The following is an 18,557-nucleotide window of genomic DNA, read 5'->3' as shown; positions in this document are numbered from 1 at the left end:
CCGCATGCCCACGCCATACGGATCCCGCGGCGGCATGGCGTTCGGCGCGGAGGAGCTGCGTGTGCTCCGCCGCGCTCTCGCCCTCGCCCTCGCCCTTCAGCCCGGCCCCACGCCCGCAGAGGACGTCAAGGACTGCCTCCTCCTCGCCGAGTCCCTGGACGAGGCGATGCGTGAGGGTGACCGGCTGCGTGCCTTCCTGGTGGCCGATCTCGCGCGCTATCGCGCCGCTCTGCCAGGGACCGTGTCCGGCTATCTGACGCTCCTGGAGGAGGCGCTGGCAGCCGGATACCGCCCGCAGTCCGACGATCTCGCCGCCCTGCGGGCCCTGCGCGGCAATCCGGCCGCCTCGGTCCTGCTGGGGCGCTGCCGGATGCTCGCGGAGCAGGACGTACGCGACCGTCTCGCGCCCGGTGCGGCCCGCCGGGCCACTGCGACCGTCCCGGCCGCCCGGAGCCGTCTCAAGGCCCTTCCCGGCGGTCTGGGGGGCACCGCAGCGCAGGCCGCCGCGGCCACGGAGCGGGATCCCGCGCGCAGGCCCGACAAGAAGCCCGCCCAGAAGCCGGCCGCCCCCAAGCCCGCCCCCACCCCGGCCGAGCCGAAGCCGGCGCGTCCCATCCCGACCCCGGGCGAGGTCTTCCCGCGCCGCAAGCCGGCCTCGCCGCCCAGCTCAGGGCAGCCCCGGCACCTCGCCGCCGGCTGAGAGCGCCCGAACCGCCCGGAACCTCCCGGCCCCGCCCCGCTCGCCCTTTGCGGCCGTGGCTACCCTGGACGCATGGACATCGTCTCCGCGCTCGTGCCCCCGGTCGTCATGGCCGTGCTCTTCATCGCCGTGATCAGGGTGATGGTGAAGACCCAGGGCGGGGCCAACAAGGCCAAGGAGGACGCGGCCGCCGACGCCGCCATCGCGCGCGCGGAGGGCGTCCGGCAGGGCTCCCCGAAGACCGACGCCTGACCCCTCCCCGGCGGCGCCTCCTCGGCGCACGACTCCCGCGCGTGCTCGCGCTTTCCGAGTTGTGCGCCCTTTTTGTTCCTGTTTGTCGGTGGATGCGCACGTCCGGCACGCCAATGTGGACTTCTCCCACTATTGTGCTGAGCTGTGCCTCGCCCATTGGGAGAACTCGAAGACGCGGTCATGACGCGGGTGTGGAAGTGGAACCGCCCGGTGACCGTACGAGAAGTCCTGGAAGACCTTCAGCGGGAACGGTCCATCGCATACACCACGGTGATGACCGTTTTGGACAATCTCCATCAGAAGGGCTGGGTCCGCCGTGAGGCCGAAGGCCGGGCCTATCGATATGAGGCGGTCTCCACCAGGGCCGCCTACGCGGCCGCTCTGATGAACGACGCCTGGTCGCAGTCCGACAACCCGGCAGCTGCTCTCGTCGCCTTCTTCGGGATGATGAGCGAGGAACAGCGCCTTGCCCTCAGAGACGCCGTACGCATCGTCCAAGGTCCGGAAACATCCGAAGCGGCCGCGGATACCGGTGGTGATACGGGCCGTGAGAACCCCGGCTCGGCACAGGAGGCCGACGGGCGATAGCGTCCGCACATGTCAGCAGAGAGTCCTGTAGGTCCCGAAGGCACCGAAGTCAGTGCTAAAGCCATCACTGTCCGGCGGGCCCGTACCAGCGATGTCCCGGCCGTACGCCGTCTCCTCGACACGTACGTCCGCGGCCGCATCCTGCTCGACAAAGCAACGGTCACGCTTTACGAGGACATCCAGGAGTTCTGGATCGCCGAACGGGACGACAACGCCGACGTCGTCGGCTGCGGCGCGCTGCACGTGATGTGGGAAGACCTCGCGGAAGTCCGCACTCTCGCGGTGAAGCCCGGCCTGAAGGGCGCCGGTGTCGGGCATCAACTGCTGGAGAAGTTGCTGGAGACCGGGCGCTGGCTCGGCGTTCGCCGCGTTTTCTGCCTGACCTTCGAAGTGGAGTTCTTCGTCAAGCACGGCTTCGTCGAGATCGGTGAGACCCCCGTCGACACCGATGTCTACGCGGAGCTACTGCGTTCCTATGACGAGGGCGTAGCGGAGTTCCTCGGTCTCGAACGGGTGAAACCGAACACCTTGGGCAACAGCCGGATGCTTCTGCATCTGTGATCGCCGATCGCGCGATGTATTCCGCGGCCCCTGCCCAGGTTCCCTATGTCCGAAACGCGCATGTTTCCGGACGGCGTGAGCCATCTGTCTCGCTCTTGACCCCGTACTAGGGCCCGCAGTCGGTCTCACGGCGGTCTCTCGGTCAGTCTCTCGGTCAGTCTCTCCGAGGGGTTTGTGTTTTTCCGGCAAAAGCGGTTTGCTTTCCGACGTACTGCAGTACTGCATATAACAGGGGACGGCGAAACGGCGGACGCCGCAGACCCCAGGCCCTCAAGTTATGGATGAAAGGAAATCCGGTGGCACAGAAGGTTCAGGTCCTTCTTGTCGACGACCTCGACGGCGGCGAGGCGGACGAGACCGTTACGTTCGCGTTGGACGGCAAGACGTACGAGATCGATCTCACGACCGCCAATGCGGACAAGCTCCGCGGCCTTCTCGAGGCTTACGTGAAGGGTGGCCGTCGTACCGGGGGTCGTTCTTCGGGCGGGCGCGGAAAGGCGCGCGCAGCTTCCGGTGGCAGCCAGGACACCGCGCAGATCCGCGCGTGGGCGAAGGAGAACGGCTACGAGGTCAACGACCGCGGCCGTGTTCCCGCGTCCATCCGCGAGGCCTACGAGAAGGCCAACGCCTGATCGCCGTTCTACGGCAGGGTGGAAGGCCGGGCGCACGCGCGCCGCAGCCGCAGCCGGTGGCACTGCGTTGCCACCGTGTCCACGAGTCGTACGAGATCGGGGGCGCCCCCAACGCCCCCCACGGCCGACAGCGTCGGCAGCGAGGCCTCGACCTCGCACCCAGGCTCGGGGGGTCGCAGCCATACGGCGGCCCCCTGCAGGGCGCCCCGGTGGCCCCGTAGACCGGCAGGCCCGCTCTCAGGGGGAAGCGGCGCGTCCATGACGCCGCCCTCGCCGGTCGCCGTCAGATCCAGCGTGAGCGCGCCCCACTCCAGCCAGTCCAGCAGCCCCGGCAGCTCCTCCGCGCTGCCCGCGGCCACCAGCAGCCGCATTCGGTCGCCCCGCACGGCCACCGGAGAGGACGGCGCGAGATGGCGCAGGCCCGCCCGGCCCGCCTCGGCCGGCACGTCCAGGACGTCGAAGCGGTCGCCCACCCGCAGCCGGAGCCCGGATCCGGGGTCTGCCGCCGGGGCGGGCAGTGTCGCCCAGCCCAGTTCGTTCTCGTACCACCGGCGGGCGTGATCGCCGGAGTCGAGCGGCCTGCGGGGGAGCGGAATCGTGCGGCGGCTGCCAACCATGCCAAGTGCAACCGCCCGAACGGCTCCCGAGTTACGCTGGGTGTTCGCATGGCTGCACAGGGTGCCGAACAAGGGGGCGTGCGGGGGTGCGGGGTGGTGCAAGGTTGTTCGCCCGTAGCGGAGGGAACCGGGCCGCGCTGCATGGACTGTCAGTCCCAGCGGGTAAGACATCCCTAGTGGGAGGGGGCGACACGCAGGCGAGGACGTCTCACGTTCGCCATCGGCGTACTGATGGTGTGGGTAACTGTCTGGCCTGCGGGAACATCGTCTCGCACCATCGGGTTGGAGCATATGTCGGCGTTCGGGGTCAGGAGGCAGCGTTGGTTCTCGGTCCGGTGTCGGCAGTTGGAATGAGCGGTCCCCGCTTGCGGGACTAAGCTGCGGAAGGACAGGGAGGGGAAGTTCCCCCCACTGCCTGACCGCTCTGAGGAGCGATTAACGATGTTCGAGAGGTTCACCGACCGCGCGCGGCGGGTTGTCGTCCTGGCTCAGGAAGAAGCCCGGATGCTCAACCACAACTACATCGGCACCGAGCACATCCTCCTGGGCCTGATCCACGAGGGTGAGGGTGTCGCCGCCAAGGCCCTTGAGAGCCTCGGGATTTCGCTCGAGGCGGTCCGCCAGCAGGTGGAGGAGATCATCGGCCAGGGCCAGCAGGCCCCGTCCGGGCACATCCCCTTCACCCCCCGTGCCAAGAAGGTCCTGGAGCTGTCCCTCAGGGAGGCTCTCCAGCTGGGCCACAACTACATCGGCACGGAGCACATCCTGCTCGGCCTGATCCGCGAGGGCGAGGGCGTCGCCGCCCAGGTCCTCGTGAAGCTGGGCGCCGATCTCAACCGGGTGCGGCAGCAGGTCATCCAGCTGCTCTCCGGCTACCAGGGCAAGGAGACCGCCGGCGCCAGTGGCGGTCCTGCCGAGGGCACCCCCTCGACGTCCCTGGTCCTCGACCAGTTCGGCCGGAACCTCACCCAGGCCGCTCGTGAGTCCAAGCTCGACCCGGTCATCGGGCGCGAGAAGGAGATCGAGCGGGTCATGCAGGTGCTGTCCCGCCGTACCAAGAACAACCCGGTGCTCATCGGCGAGCCCGGCGTCGGCAAGACCGCCGTCGTCGAGGGCCTCGCCCAGGCCATCGTCAAGGGCGAGGTGCCCGAGACCCTCAAGGACAAGCACCTCTACACCCTGGACCTCGGCGCGCTGGTCGCCGGCTCCCGCTACCGCGGTGACTTCGAGGAGCGCCTGAAGAAGGTGCTCAAGGAGATCCGCACCCGCGGCGACATCATCCTGTTCATCGACGAGCTGCACACGCTGGTCGGTGCGGGTGCCGCCGAGGGCGCCATCGACGCCGCTTCGATCCTGAAGCCGATGCTGGCCCGCGGTGAGCTCCAGACCATCGGTGCGACCACGCTGGACGAGTACCGCAAGCATCTGGAGAAGGACGCGGCCCTCGAGCGCCGCTTCCAGCCGATCCAGGTCGCCGAGCCGTCCCTGCCGCACACGATCGAGATCCTCAAGGGTCTGCGCGACCGGTACGAGGCCCACCACCGCGTCTCCATCACCGACGAGGCGCTGGTCCAGGCCGCCACCCTGGCCGACCGGTACATCTCGGACCGCTTCCTGCCGGACAAGGCGATCGACCTGATCGACGAGGCCGGTTCCCGGATGCGCATCCGCCGGATGACGGCTCCGCCGGACCTGCGCGAGTTCGACGAGAAGATCGCGGGCGTGCGCCGTGACAAGGAGTCCGCGATCGACTCGCAGGACTTCGAGAAGGCCGCTTCCCTGCGCGACAAGGAGAAGCAGCTCCTGGCCGCCAAGGCCAAGCGGGAGAAGGAGTGGAAGGCCGGCGACATGGACGTCGTCGCCGAGGTCGACGGCGAGCTGATCGCCGAGGTCCTCGCGACCGCCACCGGCATCCCGGTCTTCAAGCTGACCGAGGAGGAGTCCTCGCGTCTGCTGCGCATGGAGGACGAGCTCCACAAGCGGGTCATCGGCCAGGTCGACGCCGTCAAGGCGCTGTCGAAGGCGATCCGCCGTACGCGAGCCGGTCTGAAGGACCCCAAGCGTCCCGGTGGTTCGTTCATCTTCGCCGGCCCGTCCGGTGTCGGTAAGACCGAACTCTCCAAGGCCCTCGCCGAGTTCCTCTTCGGTGACGAGGACGCGCTGATCTCCCTCGACATGTCGGAGTTCAGCGAGAAGCACACGGTCTCGCGTCTCTTCGGTTCGCCCCCCGGCTACGTGGGCTACGAAGAGGGCGGTCAGCTGACCGAGAAGGTCCGCCGCAAGCCGTTCTCCGTCGTCCTGTTCGACGAGGTCGAGAAGGCCCACCCGGACATCTTCAACTCGCTGCTGCAGATCCTGGAGGACGGTCGGCTGACCGACTCCCAGGGCCGGGTCGTGGACTTCAAGAACACGGTCATCATCATGACGACCAACCTCGGCACCCGGGACATCTCCAAGGGCTTCAACCTCGGCTTCGCGGCCTCGGGTGACAAGAAGTCCAACTACGAGCGCATGAAGAACAAGGTGTCGGACGAGCTCAAGCAGCACTTCCGTCCCGAGTTCCTCAACCGCGTCGACGACGTGGTCGTCTTCCCGCAGCTGACGCAGGAGGACATCCTCAAGATCGTCGACCTGATGATCGGCAAGGTCGACGAGCGCCTGAAGGACCGGGACATGGGCATCGAGCTCTCCCAGTCCGCCAAGGAGCTGCTGTCCAAGAAGGGTTACGACCCGGTGCTGGGTGCGCGTCCGCTGCGTCGCACCATCCAGCGTGAGGTCGAGGACTCGCTCTCGGAGAAGATCCTCTTCGGCGAGCTGCGTCCCGGTCACATCGTGGTCGTCGACACCGAGGGCGAGGGCGACAACGCCACCTTCACCTTCCGCGGTGAGGAGAAGTCGTCCCTGCCGGACGTCCCGCCGATCGAGCAGGCGGCCGGCGGAGCCGGGCCGAACCTGAGCAAGGAGGCCTGACCCTCCGGGGGTTGAGCCGACGAAGGGGCCGGTGCCGAAAGGCACCGGCCCCTTCCGCATGGGGTCCTCAGGGGGCTCAGGGGCCCTCTTGGCGCGAGGCCCTAGGAGAGCTGCCCGTCGTAGTCCGGCAGCTTGTACGTCTTCTCGGCGTGGCCGCCCGACAGGTCGGTGGCGCTGTTGCCGATGTTCGCGATGATCGAGTAGCCCTTGTTCTCGATGTCGACGCGCTGGGCCGTCTTGTAGGCGGCGACGTCCTTGAAGAGGTCGAACAGACCGCGGACGTAGAGCCCGGAGACCTGGTAGCCGTCGTGCTCGAGGTTCCACTCGGTGGGCGCGTAGAGGATGCCCGGGCGGGCCGTGACGAAGAAGACCGAGACGCCGTGCTGCTGGGCGTACTCGGCGACGTTCAGGACGGGCTTGTTGGCCGGCTGCGGGAACTTGAATCCGAAGTCGGTCTCCAGCGTGGTGTTGTCGATGTCGAAGACGATCGCCTGCTTCTCACCGGGCCCGGTGCGCGCGATCCGCTGCTGCAGATAGGGCAGCGCCTGGTCCATCACGCTCTGGCAGTCCTTCTGCCAGGTCGCGTAGTCGACGTCCTCCGTGCTCGTCGCCGCGTTCGCGGGGGCGGCCAGTGCCACAAGTGCCGTGGTGGAGACTGCGGTGACCACTGTGCTCAGCGCCCAGGGGCGTCGGCTCGTCATGGTGGGGGGTCCTCTCACGTCCGTATGCCGTTGTCTGGTGCATGTTCGGGGGCGAGGGTGGCGCGAGGGGAACCGTAGGGTTACTGGGTGGTAAGTCGCCAGAGATGTGCGTCACATGAGGCCGTTTACTTTCACCGGGTCCGATGTGGGCGAGGAATTGGCCGGGCGTAGCGGCCGTCACATCGGGGCGGGAATCGATCTTCCCGGCCGGTGACAAGCCGCACAGGCGATATGTCCGTTACTAGACGGAATAGTGGATCCCATGGGCGGAAAAGAGGAGCCTGACCGATGTGTCCCAGATGGGTCATGTGTCAAGAAGTCGGAAGTCTTGGGGTGAAGTACTAGCTTCCGTCGTAGATCACATGTTTTGGGTTCAACGGGTTCCGGGGTTACCAAGGATGAGCCCATCCGGCGGCGCGAATGCGTCGGGTGGCTTTTCTCTGTCCCCGTCATCCCGAGGTGTCCATGTCTTCGCGTGTCACGTCCCGCTCCTCCCGTACGTCCTTCCTTCGCACCCGCGCCGCCGTCCTGGTCGCAGGACTCGGGGCCTCGGTCGTGCTGGGAGCCGGGGTCGCGGCTGCCGCCGACGTCTCCTCCGCCTCCAGTGCCGCGAGCGCCGTCGAGGCGCAGGCCGCCGCGCAGGCCAAGGCCGCCAAGGCCGCGGCGGTCGCGAAGGCGAAGGCTCAGGCGGTCGCGAAGCAGAAGGCCGCCGCCAAGAAGGCCGCCGCTGCCAAGAAGGCCCGCTCCTGGGTCCACCCGGTGGCGAAGTACGCGCTCTCCGCGAGCTTCGACCAGGCCGGCGGCATGTGGCAGCACAAGCACAGCGGTCAGGACTTCGCCGTGCCGAGCGGCACGAACGTCGTCGCCGCGCACGGCGGCACCGTCGTCAAGGCCGGCGGCAACGGCGCCGGTGACGGCCCCGCCTACGGCAACGCCATCGTCATCAAGCACGGCAACGGGACGTACTCGCAGTACGCCCACCTGTCTCGGATCGACGTCCACGTCGGTCAGGTCGTCGGCACCGGCCAGCACATAGCCCGGTCCGGCAACACCGGTAACTCCAGCGGCCCGCACCTGCACTTCGAGGTCCGCAAGACCGCCAACTACGGTTCGGCGATCAACCCGGTCTCCTTCCTCCTGACCAAGGGCGTCAAGGTCTGAGAGGTGAGTGCCCGGGTGTGATCGGCTACGGCGTGTGCGTCGACCGGTGAGCCTGGGTCACCAGATCGGTGGCGACCTCGAGGACGGCCTTGCGCTTCTCCTCGGGGTCGCCTTCGAGGTCGTTGAGGACGAACATCCCGGCGTGCAGCGTGAACATCGCGCTGACGCAGCGCACCTGGTCGACCAGTTCGGCGTCCGTGTCGATGAGGATGTCGCGCATCCCCATCATGCGGTTGCGGAACATCTCGCCGATGCGCAGCTCCTTCACCGTCGCCTGGTTCTCCTGCATGAAGCGGAAGAGCGGGGACGCGCTCGCCAGGGTGTCGCTGTAGCGGCGGATGATCTCCTGCTTGGTCTCCAGCGTCTGAGGCTGCGCCTTGCCCCACTCGATCAGGTCCTCTATCGGCTGGGAGAGGTCCTCGAAGATGCTGACGAGGATCTCTTCCTTCGTCTTGAAGTGGTAGTACAGCGCTGCCTTGGTGACGTCGAGGCTCTCGGCGATCTCGCGCAGCGACGTCTTCTCGTAGCCCTGCTCGGCGAAGAGCTCGAGCGCCACGTCCTGGATGCGCTGGCGGGTGTTTCCGCGGCGATGCTGTTTTGTGCCGTCCATGGTGACGCCCATCCTCGTACTCCTCGCACTGGCACGGAAACTTACTTGCCGCCCGACTAGAAAACTTACTTGACGCCCGGCTAGTTGCGGGTCTAACTTCTCCCAGTGTAGACAACTAGCCGGGCGGCAAGTAAGTGGCCGGCCGGGGGGAACGAAGAAGGGCCTAGGGGAGTGGGGACGATGGCGGACACACAGACGGTCGAGACCAAGCCGGACAAACAACCGAAGAGCGTACGGGTCGTACTGCTCGCGCTCATGATCACCATGATGCTCGCGATGCTCGACAACATGATCGTGGGTACGGCGATGCCGACGATCGTAGGCGAGCTCGGCGGACTGGAGCACCTGTCCTGGGTGGTGACGGCGTACACGCTGGCCACCGCGGCGGCCACCCCGATCTGGGGCAAGCTGGGTGACATGTACGGCCGCAAGGCCACCTTCATGACCTCGATCGTGATCTTCCTGATCGGCTCCGCGCTCAGCGGCATGGCCCAGAACATGGGCGAGCTGATCGGCTTCCGTGCCGTGCAGGGTCTCGGCGCCGGCGGTCTGATGGTCGGCGTCATGGCGATCATCGGCGACCTGATCCCGCCGCGGGAGCGCGGCAAGTACCAGGGCATGATGGCCGGCGTCATGGCGCTCGCGATGATCGGCGGCCCGCTGGTCGGCGGCACCATCACCGACAACTGGGGCTGGCGCTGGTCCTTCTACATCAACCTGCCGCTCGGCGTCTTCGCACTCGGTCTGATCAGTGTGGTGCTGCACCTGCCGAAGAAGCGGTCCAAGGCGGGCATCGACTACCTCGGTGTCGCGCTGCTGACCGTAGGCATCACCTCGATCGTGCTCGTCACCACCTGGGGTGGTTCGCAGTACGCCTGGACGTCCGCGCGGATCATGGAGCTCATCGGCATCGGTGTGGCCGCGCTGATCGGGTTCGTGTTCTGGCAGACCAAGGCCCGCGAGCCGGTCGTGCCGCTGCACATCTTCCGTAACCGCAACTTCACGCTGATGTCGATCATCGGCTTCATCACCGGATTCGTGATGTTCGGCGCGACGCTGTTCCTGCCCCTGTACCAGCAGTCGGTGCAGGGCGCGTCCGCCACCAACTCCGGTCTGCTCCTCCTGCCGATGCTCGGCGCGATGCTGGTCACCTCGATGGTGGCCGGGCGGGTGACCACGAACACCGGCAAGTACAAGGTGTTCCCGGTCGTCGGCAGCACCCTGATGATCATCGGTCTGTACCTGCTGTCGACGATGGACACCGGGACCTCGCGGTTCATGTCCGGTGTGTTCATGGCCGTCGTCGGTCTCGGCATGGGCTGCCTGATGCAGATCACCATGCTGGTCGCGCAGAACAGCGTGGAGATGCGGGACATGGGCGTGGCGTCCTCCTCGACCACCCTGTTCCGTACGCTCGGCTCCTCCTTCGGTGTCGCGATCATGGGCGCGCTGTTCAACAACCGGGTCCAGGACGTCATGTCGTCACGGGCCGGAGCGCTGGGTTCGAAGATCACCGAGAAGTCGGCGCAGCTGGACGCGAAGAGCCTGGAGAAGCTGCCGGCGGTGGCGCGTGAGGCGTACCAGCACGCGGTGTCCGCGGGTACGCACACGGCCTTCCTGCTCGGGTCGATCGTGGCCGTGGGCGCGCTGATCGCGGCGGTGTTCGTGAAGGAGGTCGCGCTTCGCGGGGCGGGGCCGGCTGCGCCCAAGCCTGGCGAGGGTGAGGCTGCGTCGGCGCCGGTCGTCGAAGCCGTGTGATCCTCCCAAGTTGAGCTGAAGGCCCCCGGATGGTGTCCGCCCCGGGGGCCTTCGTCATGTGCGGGTGGGTGGGGGCGTGCGTCGCTGGGGGCTGCCAACCCAGGCCCCCGCTTCGGCCCCGCCGCTGTCAGTGGGCCGTGTCACCATCGGACCTGTGGACAAGATGCGTCAGTTGCGGCTCGCCAAGGATGCGATGGACCGTGACTGGGCCGATCCGGAGCTGGATCTGGATGGGGTGGCGGCGCATGCCGGGTATTCGCGGTTTCACTTCCTGCGGGCCTTCAAGGCGGCGTACGGAGAGACGCCCGGGCAGTACCTCACGCATCGGCGCATCGAGCGGGCCGAGGAGATGCTGCGCAGTGCCGACCTGAGCGTAACGGAGATCTGCAACCTGATCGGGTTCAGCAGCCTCGGGACCTTCTCGGCGCGGTTCAAGGCGCGGACCGGCCTGACGCCGAGCGAGTACCGGAGCAAGCACGTCGGCCGCGGGGCCGCCCTCATCCCGGGGTGCTACGCGATGCTGTGGGCCGGCGGTTTCCCCACCGCAACTTTGAAGAAGCGGCCCGAGGCCCGCCCTGCCTACGGTGACGGACAGGACACCGGAACCGAGCCAGAGAGAGCAGAGCCATGATCTTGGGCCTGGGCATCAGCACCGTATGGACCTTCGACCAGCAACGCACCAAGGCCTTCTTCACCGAGAAGCTGGACTTCGAGGTGCGGAGCGAGGTCTCCATGGGGGACATGAAGTGGATCACCGTGGCCGCCAAGAACCAGCCGGGTGTCGAGCTGGCGTTGATGAACCTCGACGGCCCCGGGCTCGACCCCGAGTCCGCCGAGGCGCTGAAGAAGCTGGTCGGCAAGGGAGCGCTGGGCGCGGGAGCGTTCCGTACGGACGACTGCCGGGGTGACTACGAGATCTTCAAGGCACGCGGCGTCGAGTTCCTGCAGCTGCCGCAGGAGCGGCCGTACGGCATCGAGGCGATCTTCCGCGACGACAACGGCAACTGGTACTCGCTGACCGAGCGGAGCGAGGAGCTGGACTTCTCCAAGGACTTCGGGTGACGGGCACGGCGGGCGAGGAGGCCGCCGCCGAGCACACCGCCGTGCGGGTCGCCCTCTGGCGGGCCCTGCATCTGCGCGCCGACCCACCGCCGTACGTCGTCGAGGACGAGGTCGGGCTGCGGCTCGCCGACCCGGGCGAGGCGTGGCGTGAGCGGCCCGACATGGAGGTCGTGGCCACCCGGCGCATGCGGGCGTCCATCGCCGCGCGGGCCCGGTTCGTCGAGGATCTCGTGGTGGAGCGGGCGGCGCAGGGGCTCGATCAGTACGTCGTCCTCGGTGCCGGGCTCGACACCTTCGCGCAGCGCCGGCCGGACGTCGGCGCGGCCGGGCTGCGGGTCTTCGAGGTCGATCAGGCCGGGCCGCAGGCCTGGAAGAGGCGACGGCTCGACGACCTCGGCCTCGGCGTCCCCGAGTGGCTGCGGCTGGTGCCCGTCGACTTCGAGGGAGACTGGTGGGGGCAGCTGCTCGCGGGCGGGCTCGATCCCCGGCGGCCCGCGGCGGTGGCCTCGGCGGGGGTGACCATGTATCTCACCCCGGAGGCGATCAAGGCGACCTTCCGGCTCGTCGCGAGCCTCGCGCCGGGGTCGACGCTCGTGTCCACGTTCCTCCGGCCCGTCGAGGACGTGGAGCCCGAGGAGCAGGCCCGACTCAGGGTCGCGATGAAGGGCGCCCGGGCCGCGGGAACTCCTTTCCTCAGCTTCTACCGGCCGCCGGAGATCCTCCGTCTCGCGCGCGAGGCCGGTTTCCGCGAGGTCCGGCACGTCTCGGCGGCCGACCTGGAGAAGCGGTACTTCGCGGGGCGGACGGACGGTCTGCGGCCCTCCCGGGGGGAGGAACTGCTGGTCGCGGAGGTATGAGTGGTCGCAGGGAAGGCGGCTACGGCAGCATCGGATAGCTGCCGGTGTTCGTCGGGGCGTGCTCCGGCAGCCACAGCACCGCCACCGCGCCCTCCGCCGGGACGCCGTCGGGCGCGCCCACCGGGCGGACGTTGCGGAAGGTCAGGCGGGCGCCCAGGACGCGGGCCTGACCGGCGGCGATCGTCAGGCCCAGGCCGTGGCCGTGGCCCGCGCGGTCGGTGCTGCCGGTGCGGAAGCGGCTCGGGCCGTCGGCCAGGAGGTCGGCGGGGAAGCCGGGGCCGTGGTCGCGGACGCGGATGACGCGGCCCTCGACGGTGACCTGGATCGGCGGCTTGCCGTGCCTGGCGGCGTTGGCGAGCAGGTTGAACAGGACCCGCTCCAGGCGGCGGGGATCGGTCGTGACCATGGATTCGTGCACCACCCGCACCTCGACGGCCGGGTCCTTCGCCGCCACCCGCCGGCTGACGAACTCGCCGAGCATCAGGTCCTGCAGCTCTGCCCGCTCGGAGGCGCCGTCGAGGCGGGCCACCTCCAGGACGTCCTCGACGAGGGTGCGCATCGCCTTCGCCCGGTCCAGGACCAGCTCGGTGGGGCGGCCGGGCGGGAGCAGTTCGGCCGCCGTCAGCAGCCCGGTCACCGGGGTGCGCAGCTCGTGCGCGATGTCCGCGGTGACCCGGCGCTCGGCCTCCAGACGCTGCTGCAGGGTGTCCGCCATGGCGTCCACCGCGCGGGCCAGGTCGTCGGTCTCGTCCCGTACGACGCCGCCGATCGCGTCCCGCACCCGTACGTCCGACTCGCCCCTGGCGACCTGGTTCGCCGCGGCCGCCGCCTTGCGCAGCCGGCGCGAGAGCTGGCCGCCGATGAGCACGCCCAGGGCGCTGCCGCCGAGGACCACCGCGATGGAGCCGATCACCAGGGCCTGGTCGAGGTCGTGGAGGATGTCCGTGCTGCGGTCGGTGAAGTTGGTGTGCAGCGACAGCACGTGCCCGTCCTTGACCGGCACGGCGGCCCAGATGTCCGGCACCCCGCCGCGCCCGTCCATCACGTACGTCGCCCGGCGGCCCTGCTGGACCTTCGCGCGCAGCGCCGACGGCAGCCGGGGGTCGTCGATCTTGACGTTGGGGAAGTTAGGCCGGTTGGACAGCTCGTAGCTGCGCTGCGCGATCTGGACGCGCTCGTCCGCGAGGTCGCGCGCGTTGTCCAGCATCGAGACCCGGGCCGCGTTGTGCACGACCAGGCTCAGCGCGATCGCCACCAGCGCGCCGACCAGGGCGATGGCCGCGCTGAGCTTCCATCTCAGACCTGTGCGCATGCCCGTGCCACCCGCGTCGTTCGGGGTGGTCGGGCGCCTGAATGTCCCCCGCATGTCCCTGGTGTCCCCGTTCAGGCCTTCAACTTGTAACCGAAGCCGCGGACCGTCTCGATGCGGTCCTGGCCGATCTTCGTGCGCAGCCGCTGGACGTGGACGTCCACCACCCGGGTGTCGCCGCCCCAGCCGTAGTCCCACACCCGCTCCAGCAGCTTGTCGCGCGAGAGGACCGTGCCCGGCGCGGAGGAGAACTCCAGGAGCAGCCGCATCTCGGTCGGGGTCAGGCCCACGGTCTGCCCGGCCCGGCGGACCTCCATGCCCTCGGTGTCGATCTCCAGGTCGCCGAAGGTCAGCACGCCGCCGCCCATCGTGTCCTCGCCGCCGTCGGCCTTCTCGCCGCCGCTCGCGTGGCCGAAGCGCCGGAGCACCGCACGGATGCGCGCGACCAGCACGGCGCCGTCGAAGGGCTTGGTCACGTAGTCGTCGGCGCCCGCCTCCAGGCCCAGCACGACGTCGATCGAGTCGGCCCGGGCGGAGAGCATGATGACCGGCACCGTCGACTCGTCGCGGATACGGCGGCACAGGCTCACGCCGTCGAGACCGGGCACCATGACGTCGAGCAGCGCGATGTCGGGGCGGTCCGCCCGGAACGACTCCAGGCCCGACAGTCCGTCGGGCATGGCGGTCACCGCGAAGCCGTCCCGCTCCAGCGCGAGCTGGGTCGCCTCGCGGATGACGTCGTCGTCCTCGACGAACAGGACGTGGGTCTGGTCTGCCATCCCGGTGCTCTCAGTTCTCGTATCGGTGATGTCGGTCGTGGCGCGTACGGCCTGCTGCTGGTGGATCGGTCCGAGCGGCCCGAACGGTTCACGAGGACGGCGACGCGCCGCCCCCGACGGCGTTGCTGTAGTCGTTGCGCGTGTTGTACCGCTTCACGAAGCGGCCCGCGGTCCAGCCGTACGTCGTCACGATCTCGGCGGACGGACTCGACACCGGGTCACCCTTCTCGTACACCTGCTTGGTCACCACCAGGTCGCCGCGGTCGATCTCCGCGTAGACCGGGGGTTCCTCGGCCTTGAACACATTCTCGTACCGACCGCCTTCCTGGCGATACACATACGAGCCGACCCCCACGGCGTCGCCGCAGGTCAGCACGTTCACCACGACGTCGTCGGCCGACCCGCCGGTCAGCTCGCCGTAGGAGACGTCGACCGGGTACTCGTCGGCCACGCACGGCTTGAGGTCGCGTTTGACCTCCGCCGAGACCGACGGGTCGTCCTTGACCAGCTTGACCCCGTTCACATGCGCGGGGGCCTTCGAGGAGCTGGGCGAGGGCGACGGCGAGACCGCGGCACCCGCCACGGCGTCCGAGGGCGCGCGTGCGGGGCCCTCGTCACGGGCGCCGGTGCCGCCCGTGGCGCAGGCGGAGACGAAAAGGGCGAGGGCGGCGAGCACGGCCACCGCCGTGAACGCCGCCTGCAAGGTCCCCCGGCCCGAGTCCGTCAGACCGCGCAACGCTCCTGCTCCCCACGCTCCAGCGCGCGTGCGTCCAGATCGCGGCTCTCCAGCTCCTCGCGGAGCCGGGCGAGCGCCCGGTGCAGCGTGCTCTTGACCGTACCGGCCGACATGCCGAGGGCTGCGGCCGTTTCCTCCGTCGACATCTGCTCCCAGTGTCGCAGGACGACGACGCTGCGCTGCTTCGGCGCCAGAACCTTCATGATGTCCATCAGCAGGGCGCGGTCCGCGTGCTGTTCGGTGGCGTCGTCGACCGAGGCGTCCGGCAGCTGCTCGGTCGGGACCTCCTCCAGCTTCCGGGCCCGCCACCACTCGGTACGCGTGTTGATCATCACGCGCCGCAGGTAGGCGTCGGCGAGGCGCTTGTCCGCGATGCCGTCCCAGCGGTGGTACGTCCTGACCAGCGCCGTCTGGAGCAGGTCCTGAGCGTCCACCGGGTCCGGAACCAGCCGGCGTGCGCTGCGCAGCAGCGCGTCCTGCCGGGTGCGGACGTACTCCTCGAACTCGAGCACCTCTCCCTGCGCCATGTTGAACCGCCTCCCGATCCCCGTTCCCGACCGGCCCCTCGCCGTCGGTTTCTTCCTCGTGCCAATGAAGCTACGGAGGCGTTGTCACGGCGCTGTGCGAGCCAGCACGCGGCTGGCAGTCGGCTGTCCGTCGGTTGTGTAACGGACGTAGGAACGGGGTAAACACGTGCACCGACCTGCGGTGCTTTAGGGGGATTTGATCGTGCGACGGGTCGTGATGTGGCGTGGGTTACGAGGGGTTACGTCAACGGGAGCCGATACAAACCACCGGGAAGCGGCTCCACGAGCCCGTCCGAGACGAGTCCGTCGAGCGCCCGCGCGCGCTGCACCGGCTCGTGCCACATGCGGTCCAGGACCGCCCGCGGCACGGGTCCGTGGGCCTCGCGCAGCACGGCGAGCAGCTTGCCCCGCACCTGGCGGTCCGTGCCCGCGTACGTCTGCCCGCGCCGCGGCGGCCCCTGGTGCTCGGGCTTGCCCGCGAGCCGCCAGGCGCACAGGGCGGCGATGGGGCAGCGGTGGCAGGACTCGTTCTTGGCGGTGCACACGAGCGCGCCGAGCTCCATGGAGGCGGCGGCCCAGCGGGAGGCCGTGCGCTGGTCCTCGGGCAACAGGGCGCGGGCCAGCTTGCGTTCGGCGGCGGTGGTGGCGTTCGGCGGGTACTGGACGCCGGTGACGGCGCGCGCGAAGACCCGGCGGACGTTGGTGTCGAGCACCGCGTGCCGCTGCCCGTACGCGAAGGAGGCCACGGCGGCCGCCGTGTACTCGCCGATGCCGGGCAGGGCGAGCAGCTGGGCATGATCGGTCGGTACGTCCCCGCCGTGCCGCTCCGTTATGGCCACGGCGGCGCCGTGCAGCCGGAGCGCACGGCGCGGGTAGCCGAGCCGGCCCCAGGCGCGGACGGCCTCGCCGGGCGCCTCCTTGGCCAGGTCGGCGGGGCGTGGCCAGCGGGCCAGCCACTGCTCGTAGACGGGCAGCACACGGCTGACGGGTGTCTGCTGCAGCATGAACTCGCTGACCATCACCCCCCAGGCGCCCGCTTCCGGGAGCCGCCACGGCAGGTCCCGGGCATGCTCCTCGAACCAGTCGATGACGGGGGAGTGGAGGTCCTCGCCGGCCGGGGGCCCCAGGGGGCCGTCGGCGGCGCTGTCGTTCGGGGGCTTCGTTGGCGCAGTCATGGCCCTTCCGATCCTGCCACGGCCAGGGACGGTTGGGCGGTCGTGCCGCCTGCGGTGCGTCGTGCGGATGAGCTTGGTGTGCAGACCGGGATGATGATCCGGAAAAGTTGAGGGACAGGCGGCGGGTGGGGCAAGCGAACGCGCCGATCTCTCGTACAGTTTGCGCCGTGGGATCTCTGCGCAATCCTGTCGGGCCGCTCCCCCGCTCCATCTACTGGCGCCGGAGGGCCGTACTCGTGTCCGTGGTCGCCCTGTTGGCGCTGCTGATCACCTGGATCGTGGTGTCCGGCGGAGGCGGCGGCAACAAGGACGGCGGGTCGAACGGCAAGGGTCCCGCGCCCACGATCACTGCGGGGCCGTCGAGTTCGGGTCCTGCCATCAGCCAAGCCCCGGGCGGACGCGACGATTCGAGCGGCGGAGATTCCAGCGGGGCGGGTTCCGGGGGCAGTTCGGGGTCCGGGACCGGCGGTTCCGGGTCGGGCTCCGGCTCCGGTGGCGGGTCCGCGGCCGGTGGCGGTTCGGGGTCCGGGGGCACCGAGGGTGCGGGTGGCGGCGGCGCGGCCGGCGTCGGATCGAGCATCGGGGTCGGCGGGGGCGACACGCTCGCGCCGGGCTCCACGCTCCCCAACTGCACCGCGAGCACGGTGAAGTTGAGCGTGCGCAGCCTGCACAACACGTACTCGCCCGGCCAGCGGCCCACCCTGCTGCTGACCGCCGCGAACACCTCGCCCTACGACTGCAAGATCGATCTCGGCCCGAAGAGCGCGGTGTTGACGATCACGCAGGCCGGCAGCGAAGACGACTACTGGTCCTCCGCCGACTGCCCCAAGGGCTCCGGCAGCCTGGTGTTCCGGGCGCCCGCGAAGACCGGCATCACCTACACGGTCAAGTGGGACCGCAAGCCCAGCGCCCCGAAGTGCGCGACGCCTCCGGCGGGGTCGGCCAAGGCCGGTACGTACCTGGTGGAGGCAACGGCGTCAGGCTTCACCAAGGCCCAGACGTCGTTCCTGCTCAAGGCGGACTAGTGGGCAGACCCGCGACGCGGCGGGAGCCCATGGGGTGGCGGGCGGCAGGCTGAGGTAACCCTCGGGCGGGCGGGCCGAGGTTCTCGCGGGGCGGGCAGGCCGATGGGCCCGGCGGGGTGAGCAGGCAGAGGCGCCTCGGCGCACCGTGCGGGCTGTGGGTCTTGGTGTACTGAGCGCACGGAGAGGCGACCGCGTGCCGGGCGGAGGGTCCCGCGGGGCGAGCAGGCTGAGGGTCTCCGCTGGGCGGGGCCATGGCGCACAGCGGTCGGACTGAGGGTCTTTGGCGCGCTGGCTGCTCGGGGAGGCCTTGGCGGACTGGGCGGGCTGTGGGTCTTGGTGTACTGAGCGGGCCGAGGGGCCAGGGCGTGCTGGGCGGAGGGTCCCGCGGGGCGAGCAGGCTGAGGGTCTCCGCTGGGCGGGCAGGCCGAGGGGCCATGGCGCGCGGTCGGACTGAGGGTCTTTGGCGCGCTGGCTGCTCGGGGAGGCCTTGGCGGACTGGGCGGGCTGTGGGTCTTGGTGTACTGAGCGGGCCGAGGT

The 18,557-nt window shown here is 69.4% G+C and carries 20 protein-coding genes; 12 read left to right on the top strand and 8 right to left on the bottom strand.

Annotation, left to right across the window (positions count from 1 at the left end):
• Nucleotides 1–34 precede the first annotated feature (34 nt).
• The 5 genes from ACGFYN_RS20090 to ACGFYN_RS20070 all read left to right on the top strand — a co-directional run bounded on the left by ACGFYN_RS20090 (nucleotide 35) and on the right by ACGFYN_RS20070 (nucleotide 2,733).
• Nucleotides 35–700: a hypothetical protein gene (locus ACGFYN_RS20090; RefSeq protein ID WP_393867402.1), complete on the top strand. Its 666-nt coding sequence runs from the start codon at nucleotides 35–37 to the stop codon at nucleotides 698–700.
• 72 nt (nucleotides 701–772) lie between these two features.
• Nucleotides 773–952, top strand: a complete 180-nt coding sequence (locus ACGFYN_RS20085) for a hypothetical protein (RefSeq protein ID WP_393867173.1) — start codon at nucleotides 773–775, stop codon at nucleotides 950–952.
• A gap of 180 nt (nucleotides 953–1,132) precedes the next feature.
• On the top strand, nucleotides 1,133–1,540 hold the full coding sequence (locus ACGFYN_RS20080; RefSeq protein WP_393867172.1) for a BlaI/MecI/CopY family transcriptional regulator: 408 nt from the start codon (nucleotides 1,133–1,135) through the stop codon (nucleotides 1,538–1,540).
• Nucleotides 1,541–1,549: 9 nt separating this feature from the next.
• Nucleotides 1,550–2,101, top strand: coding sequence for an amino-acid N-acetyltransferase (locus ACGFYN_RS20075; protein WP_393867171.1), 552 nt, complete (start codon nucleotides 1,550–1,552; stop codon nucleotides 2,099–2,101).
• Between the two features lie 296 nt (nucleotides 2,102–2,397).
• Nucleotides 2,398–2,733 carry an Lsr2 family protein gene (locus tag ACGFYN_RS20070; RefSeq protein WP_393867170.1) on the top strand — a complete coding sequence of 112 codons (336 nt, stop codon included), beginning with the start codon at nucleotides 2,398–2,400 and terminating at the stop codon, nucleotides 2,731–2,733.
• 8 nt (nucleotides 2,734–2,741) lie between these two features.
• Here the strand turns inward: ACGFYN_RS20070 and ACGFYN_RS20065 are convergent, their stop codons facing one another.
• Nucleotides 2,742–3,350 carry an SCO3374 family protein gene (locus ACGFYN_RS20065; RefSeq protein ID WP_393867169.1) on the bottom strand — a complete coding sequence of 203 codons (609 nt, stop codon included), beginning with the start codon at nucleotides 3,348–3,350 and terminating at the stop codon, nucleotides 2,742–2,744.
• Nucleotides 3,351–3,791: 441 nt separating this feature from the next.
• Between ACGFYN_RS20065 and ACGFYN_RS20060 the strand changes: the two genes are divergently transcribed.
• The gene (locus tag ACGFYN_RS20060) at nucleotides 3,792–6,320 is read left to right on the top strand and encodes an ATP-dependent Clp protease ATP-binding subunit (RefSeq protein WP_393867168.1); all 2,529 of its coding nucleotides are present in this window, start codon (nucleotides 3,792–3,794) and stop codon (nucleotides 6,318–6,320) included.
• Between the two features lie 101 nt (nucleotides 6,321–6,421).
• Here ACGFYN_RS20060 and ACGFYN_RS20055 read toward each other — a convergent pair whose 3' ends face one another.
• A complete protein-coding gene (locus ACGFYN_RS20055; RefSeq protein WP_393867167.1) occupies nucleotides 6,422–7,021 on the bottom strand; it encodes an HAD family acid phosphatase in 600 nt (199 codons plus the stop codon).
• A gap of 465 nt (nucleotides 7,022–7,486) precedes the next feature.
• Here ACGFYN_RS20055 and ACGFYN_RS20050 point away from each other — a divergent pair, with 465 nt between their 5' ends.
• Complete coding sequence (locus ACGFYN_RS20050; RefSeq protein ID WP_393867166.1) at nucleotides 7,487–8,182, top strand: M23 family metallopeptidase; 696 nt, start codon at nucleotides 7,487–7,489, stop codon at nucleotides 8,180–8,182.
• Nucleotides 8,183–8,207: 25 nt separating this feature from the next.
• Here the strand turns inward: ACGFYN_RS20050 and ACGFYN_RS20045 are convergent, their stop codons facing one another.
• On the bottom strand, nucleotides 8,208–8,792 hold the full coding sequence (locus ACGFYN_RS20045) for a TetR/AcrR family transcriptional regulator (RefSeq protein WP_393867165.1): 585 nt from the start codon (nucleotides 8,790–8,792) through the stop codon (nucleotides 8,208–8,210).
• 180 nt (nucleotides 8,793–8,972) lie between these two features.
• Here ACGFYN_RS20045 and ACGFYN_RS20040 point away from each other — a divergent pair, with 180 nt between their 5' ends.
• The 4 genes from ACGFYN_RS20040 (at nucleotide 8,973) to ACGFYN_RS20025 (ending at nucleotide 12,469) form a co-directional block, all read left to right on the top strand.
• Nucleotides 8,973–10,550, top strand: coding sequence for an MDR family MFS transporter (locus ACGFYN_RS20040; RefSeq protein ID WP_393867164.1), 1,578 nt, complete (start codon nucleotides 8,973–8,975; stop codon nucleotides 10,548–10,550).
• A 163-nt stretch (nucleotides 10,551–10,713) separates the two neighbouring features.
• Nucleotides 10,714–11,181 carry a helix-turn-helix transcriptional regulator gene (locus ACGFYN_RS20035; protein WP_393867401.1) on the top strand — a complete coding sequence of 156 codons (468 nt, stop codon included), beginning with the start codon at nucleotides 10,714–10,716 and terminating at the stop codon, nucleotides 11,179–11,181.
• The gene (locus tag ACGFYN_RS20030) at nucleotides 11,178–11,612 is read left to right on the top strand and encodes a VOC family protein (protein WP_393867163.1); all 435 of its coding nucleotides are present in this window, start codon (nucleotides 11,178–11,180) and stop codon (nucleotides 11,610–11,612) included. The genes ACGFYN_RS20035 and ACGFYN_RS20030 overlap by 4 nt, the downstream gene beginning before the upstream one ends.
• A complete protein-coding gene (locus ACGFYN_RS20025) occupies nucleotides 11,609–12,469 on the top strand; it encodes a class I SAM-dependent methyltransferase (protein ID WP_393867162.1) in 861 nt (286 codons plus the stop codon). The genes ACGFYN_RS20030 and ACGFYN_RS20025 overlap by 4 nt, the downstream gene beginning before the upstream one ends.
• Nucleotides 12,470–12,488: 19 nt before the next feature.
• Here ACGFYN_RS20025 and cseC read toward each other — a convergent pair whose 3' ends face one another.
• The 5 genes from cseC to ACGFYN_RS20000 form a co-directional block, all read right to left on the bottom strand.
• Nucleotides 12,489–13,964 (bottom strand): two-component system sensor histidine kinase CseC, encoded by a 1,476-nt coding sequence (gene cseC / locus ACGFYN_RS20020; protein ID WP_393867400.1) that lies wholly within the window; start codon nucleotides 13,962–13,964, stop codon nucleotides 12,489–12,491.
• The gene (gene cseB / locus ACGFYN_RS20015; protein WP_393867161.1) at nucleotides 13,853–14,557 is read right to left on the bottom strand and encodes a two-component system response regulator CseB; all 705 of its coding nucleotides are present in this window, start codon (nucleotides 14,555–14,557) and stop codon (nucleotides 13,853–13,855) included. Before cseB ends, cseC begins: the two co-directional genes overlap by 112 nt.
• 88 nt (nucleotides 14,558–14,645) lie before the next feature.
• Nucleotides 14,646–15,293, bottom strand: coding sequence for a hypothetical protein (locus ACGFYN_RS20010; protein WP_393867160.1), 648 nt, complete (start codon nucleotides 15,291–15,293; stop codon nucleotides 14,646–14,648).
• Nucleotides 15,281–15,820: a SigE family RNA polymerase sigma factor gene (locus ACGFYN_RS20005; protein ID WP_393867159.1), complete on the bottom strand. Its 540-nt coding sequence runs from the start codon at nucleotides 15,818–15,820 to the stop codon at nucleotides 15,281–15,283. Before ACGFYN_RS20005 ends, ACGFYN_RS20010 begins: the two co-directional genes overlap by 13 nt.
• Before the next feature lie 239 nt (nucleotides 15,821–16,059).
• The gene (locus tag ACGFYN_RS20000; protein WP_393867158.1) at nucleotides 16,060–16,995 is read right to left on the bottom strand and encodes an A/G-specific adenine glycosylase; all 936 of its coding nucleotides are present in this window, start codon (nucleotides 16,993–16,995) and stop codon (nucleotides 16,060–16,062) included.
• A gap of 167 nt (nucleotides 16,996–17,162) precedes the next feature.
• Here ACGFYN_RS20000 and ACGFYN_RS19995 point away from each other — a divergent pair, with 167 nt between their 5' ends.
• Nucleotides 17,163–18,020, top strand: coding sequence for a hypothetical protein (locus ACGFYN_RS19995; RefSeq protein ID WP_393867157.1), 858 nt, complete (start codon nucleotides 17,163–17,165; stop codon nucleotides 18,018–18,020).
• The last annotated feature ends 537 nt before the right edge of the window (nucleotides 18,021–18,557 follow it).

The sequence above is a fragment of the Streptomyces sp. NPDC048419 genome (genome assembly GCF_043200415.1).
Classification (GTDB): domain Bacteria; phylum Actinomycetota; class Actinomycetes; order Streptomycetales; family Streptomycetaceae; genus Streptomyces.
This window is presented reverse-complemented; position numbering and strand designations above follow the sequence as displayed.

Coding starts and splice junctions, on each gene's coding strand:
- ACGFYN_RS20090 (WP_393867402.1), top strand. CDS start 35: ATGGCGTTCGGCGCGGAGGAGCTGCGTGTGCTCCGCCGCGCTCTCGCC.
- ACGFYN_RS20085 (WP_393867173.1), top strand. CDS start 773: ATGGACATCGTCTCCGCGCTCGTGCCCCCGGTCGTCATGGCCGTGCTC.
- ACGFYN_RS20080 (WP_393867172.1), top strand. CDS start 1,133: ATGACGCGGGTGTGGAAGTGGAACCGCCCGGTGACCGTACGAGAAGTC.
- ACGFYN_RS20075 (WP_393867171.1), top strand. CDS start 1,550: ATGTCAGCAGAGAGTCCTGTAGGTCCCGAAGGCACCGAAGTCAGTGCT.
- ACGFYN_RS20065 (WP_393867169.1), bottom strand. CDS start 3,350: ATGGTTGGCAGCCGCCGCACGATTCCGCTCCCCCGCAGGCCGCTCGAC.
- ACGFYN_RS20060 (WP_393867168.1), top strand. CDS start 3,792: ATGTTCGAGAGGTTCACCGACCGCGCGCGGCGGGTTGTCGTCCTGGCT.
- ACGFYN_RS20055 (WP_393867167.1), bottom strand. CDS start 7,021: ATGACGAGCCGACGCCCCTGGGCGCTGAGCACAGTGGTCACCGCAGTC.
- ACGFYN_RS20050 (WP_393867166.1), top strand. CDS start 7,487: ATGTCTTCGCGTGTCACGTCCCGCTCCTCCCGTACGTCCTTCCTTCGC.
- ACGFYN_RS20045 (WP_393867165.1), bottom strand. CDS start 8,792: ATGGACGGCACAAAACAGCATCGCCGCGGAAACACCCGCCAGCGCATC.
- ACGFYN_RS20040 (WP_393867164.1), top strand. CDS start 8,973: ATGGCGGACACACAGACGGTCGAGACCAAGCCGGACAAACAACCGAAG.
- ACGFYN_RS20035 (WP_393867401.1), top strand. CDS start 10,714: ATGCGTCAGTTGCGGCTCGCCAAGGATGCGATGGACCGTGACTGGGCC.
- ACGFYN_RS20030 (WP_393867163.1), top strand. CDS start 11,178: ATGATCTTGGGCCTGGGCATCAGCACCGTATGGACCTTCGACCAGCAA.
- cseB (WP_393867161.1), bottom strand. CDS start 14,557: ATGGCAGACCAGACCCACGTCCTGTTCGTCGAGGACGACGACGTCATC.
- ACGFYN_RS20005 (WP_393867159.1), bottom strand. CDS start 15,820: ATGGCGCAGGGAGAGGTGCTCGAGTTCGAGGAGTACGTCCGCACCCGG.
- ACGFYN_RS20000 (WP_393867158.1), bottom strand. CDS start 16,995: ATGACTGCGCCAACGAAGCCCCCGAACGACAGCGCCGCCGACGGCCCC.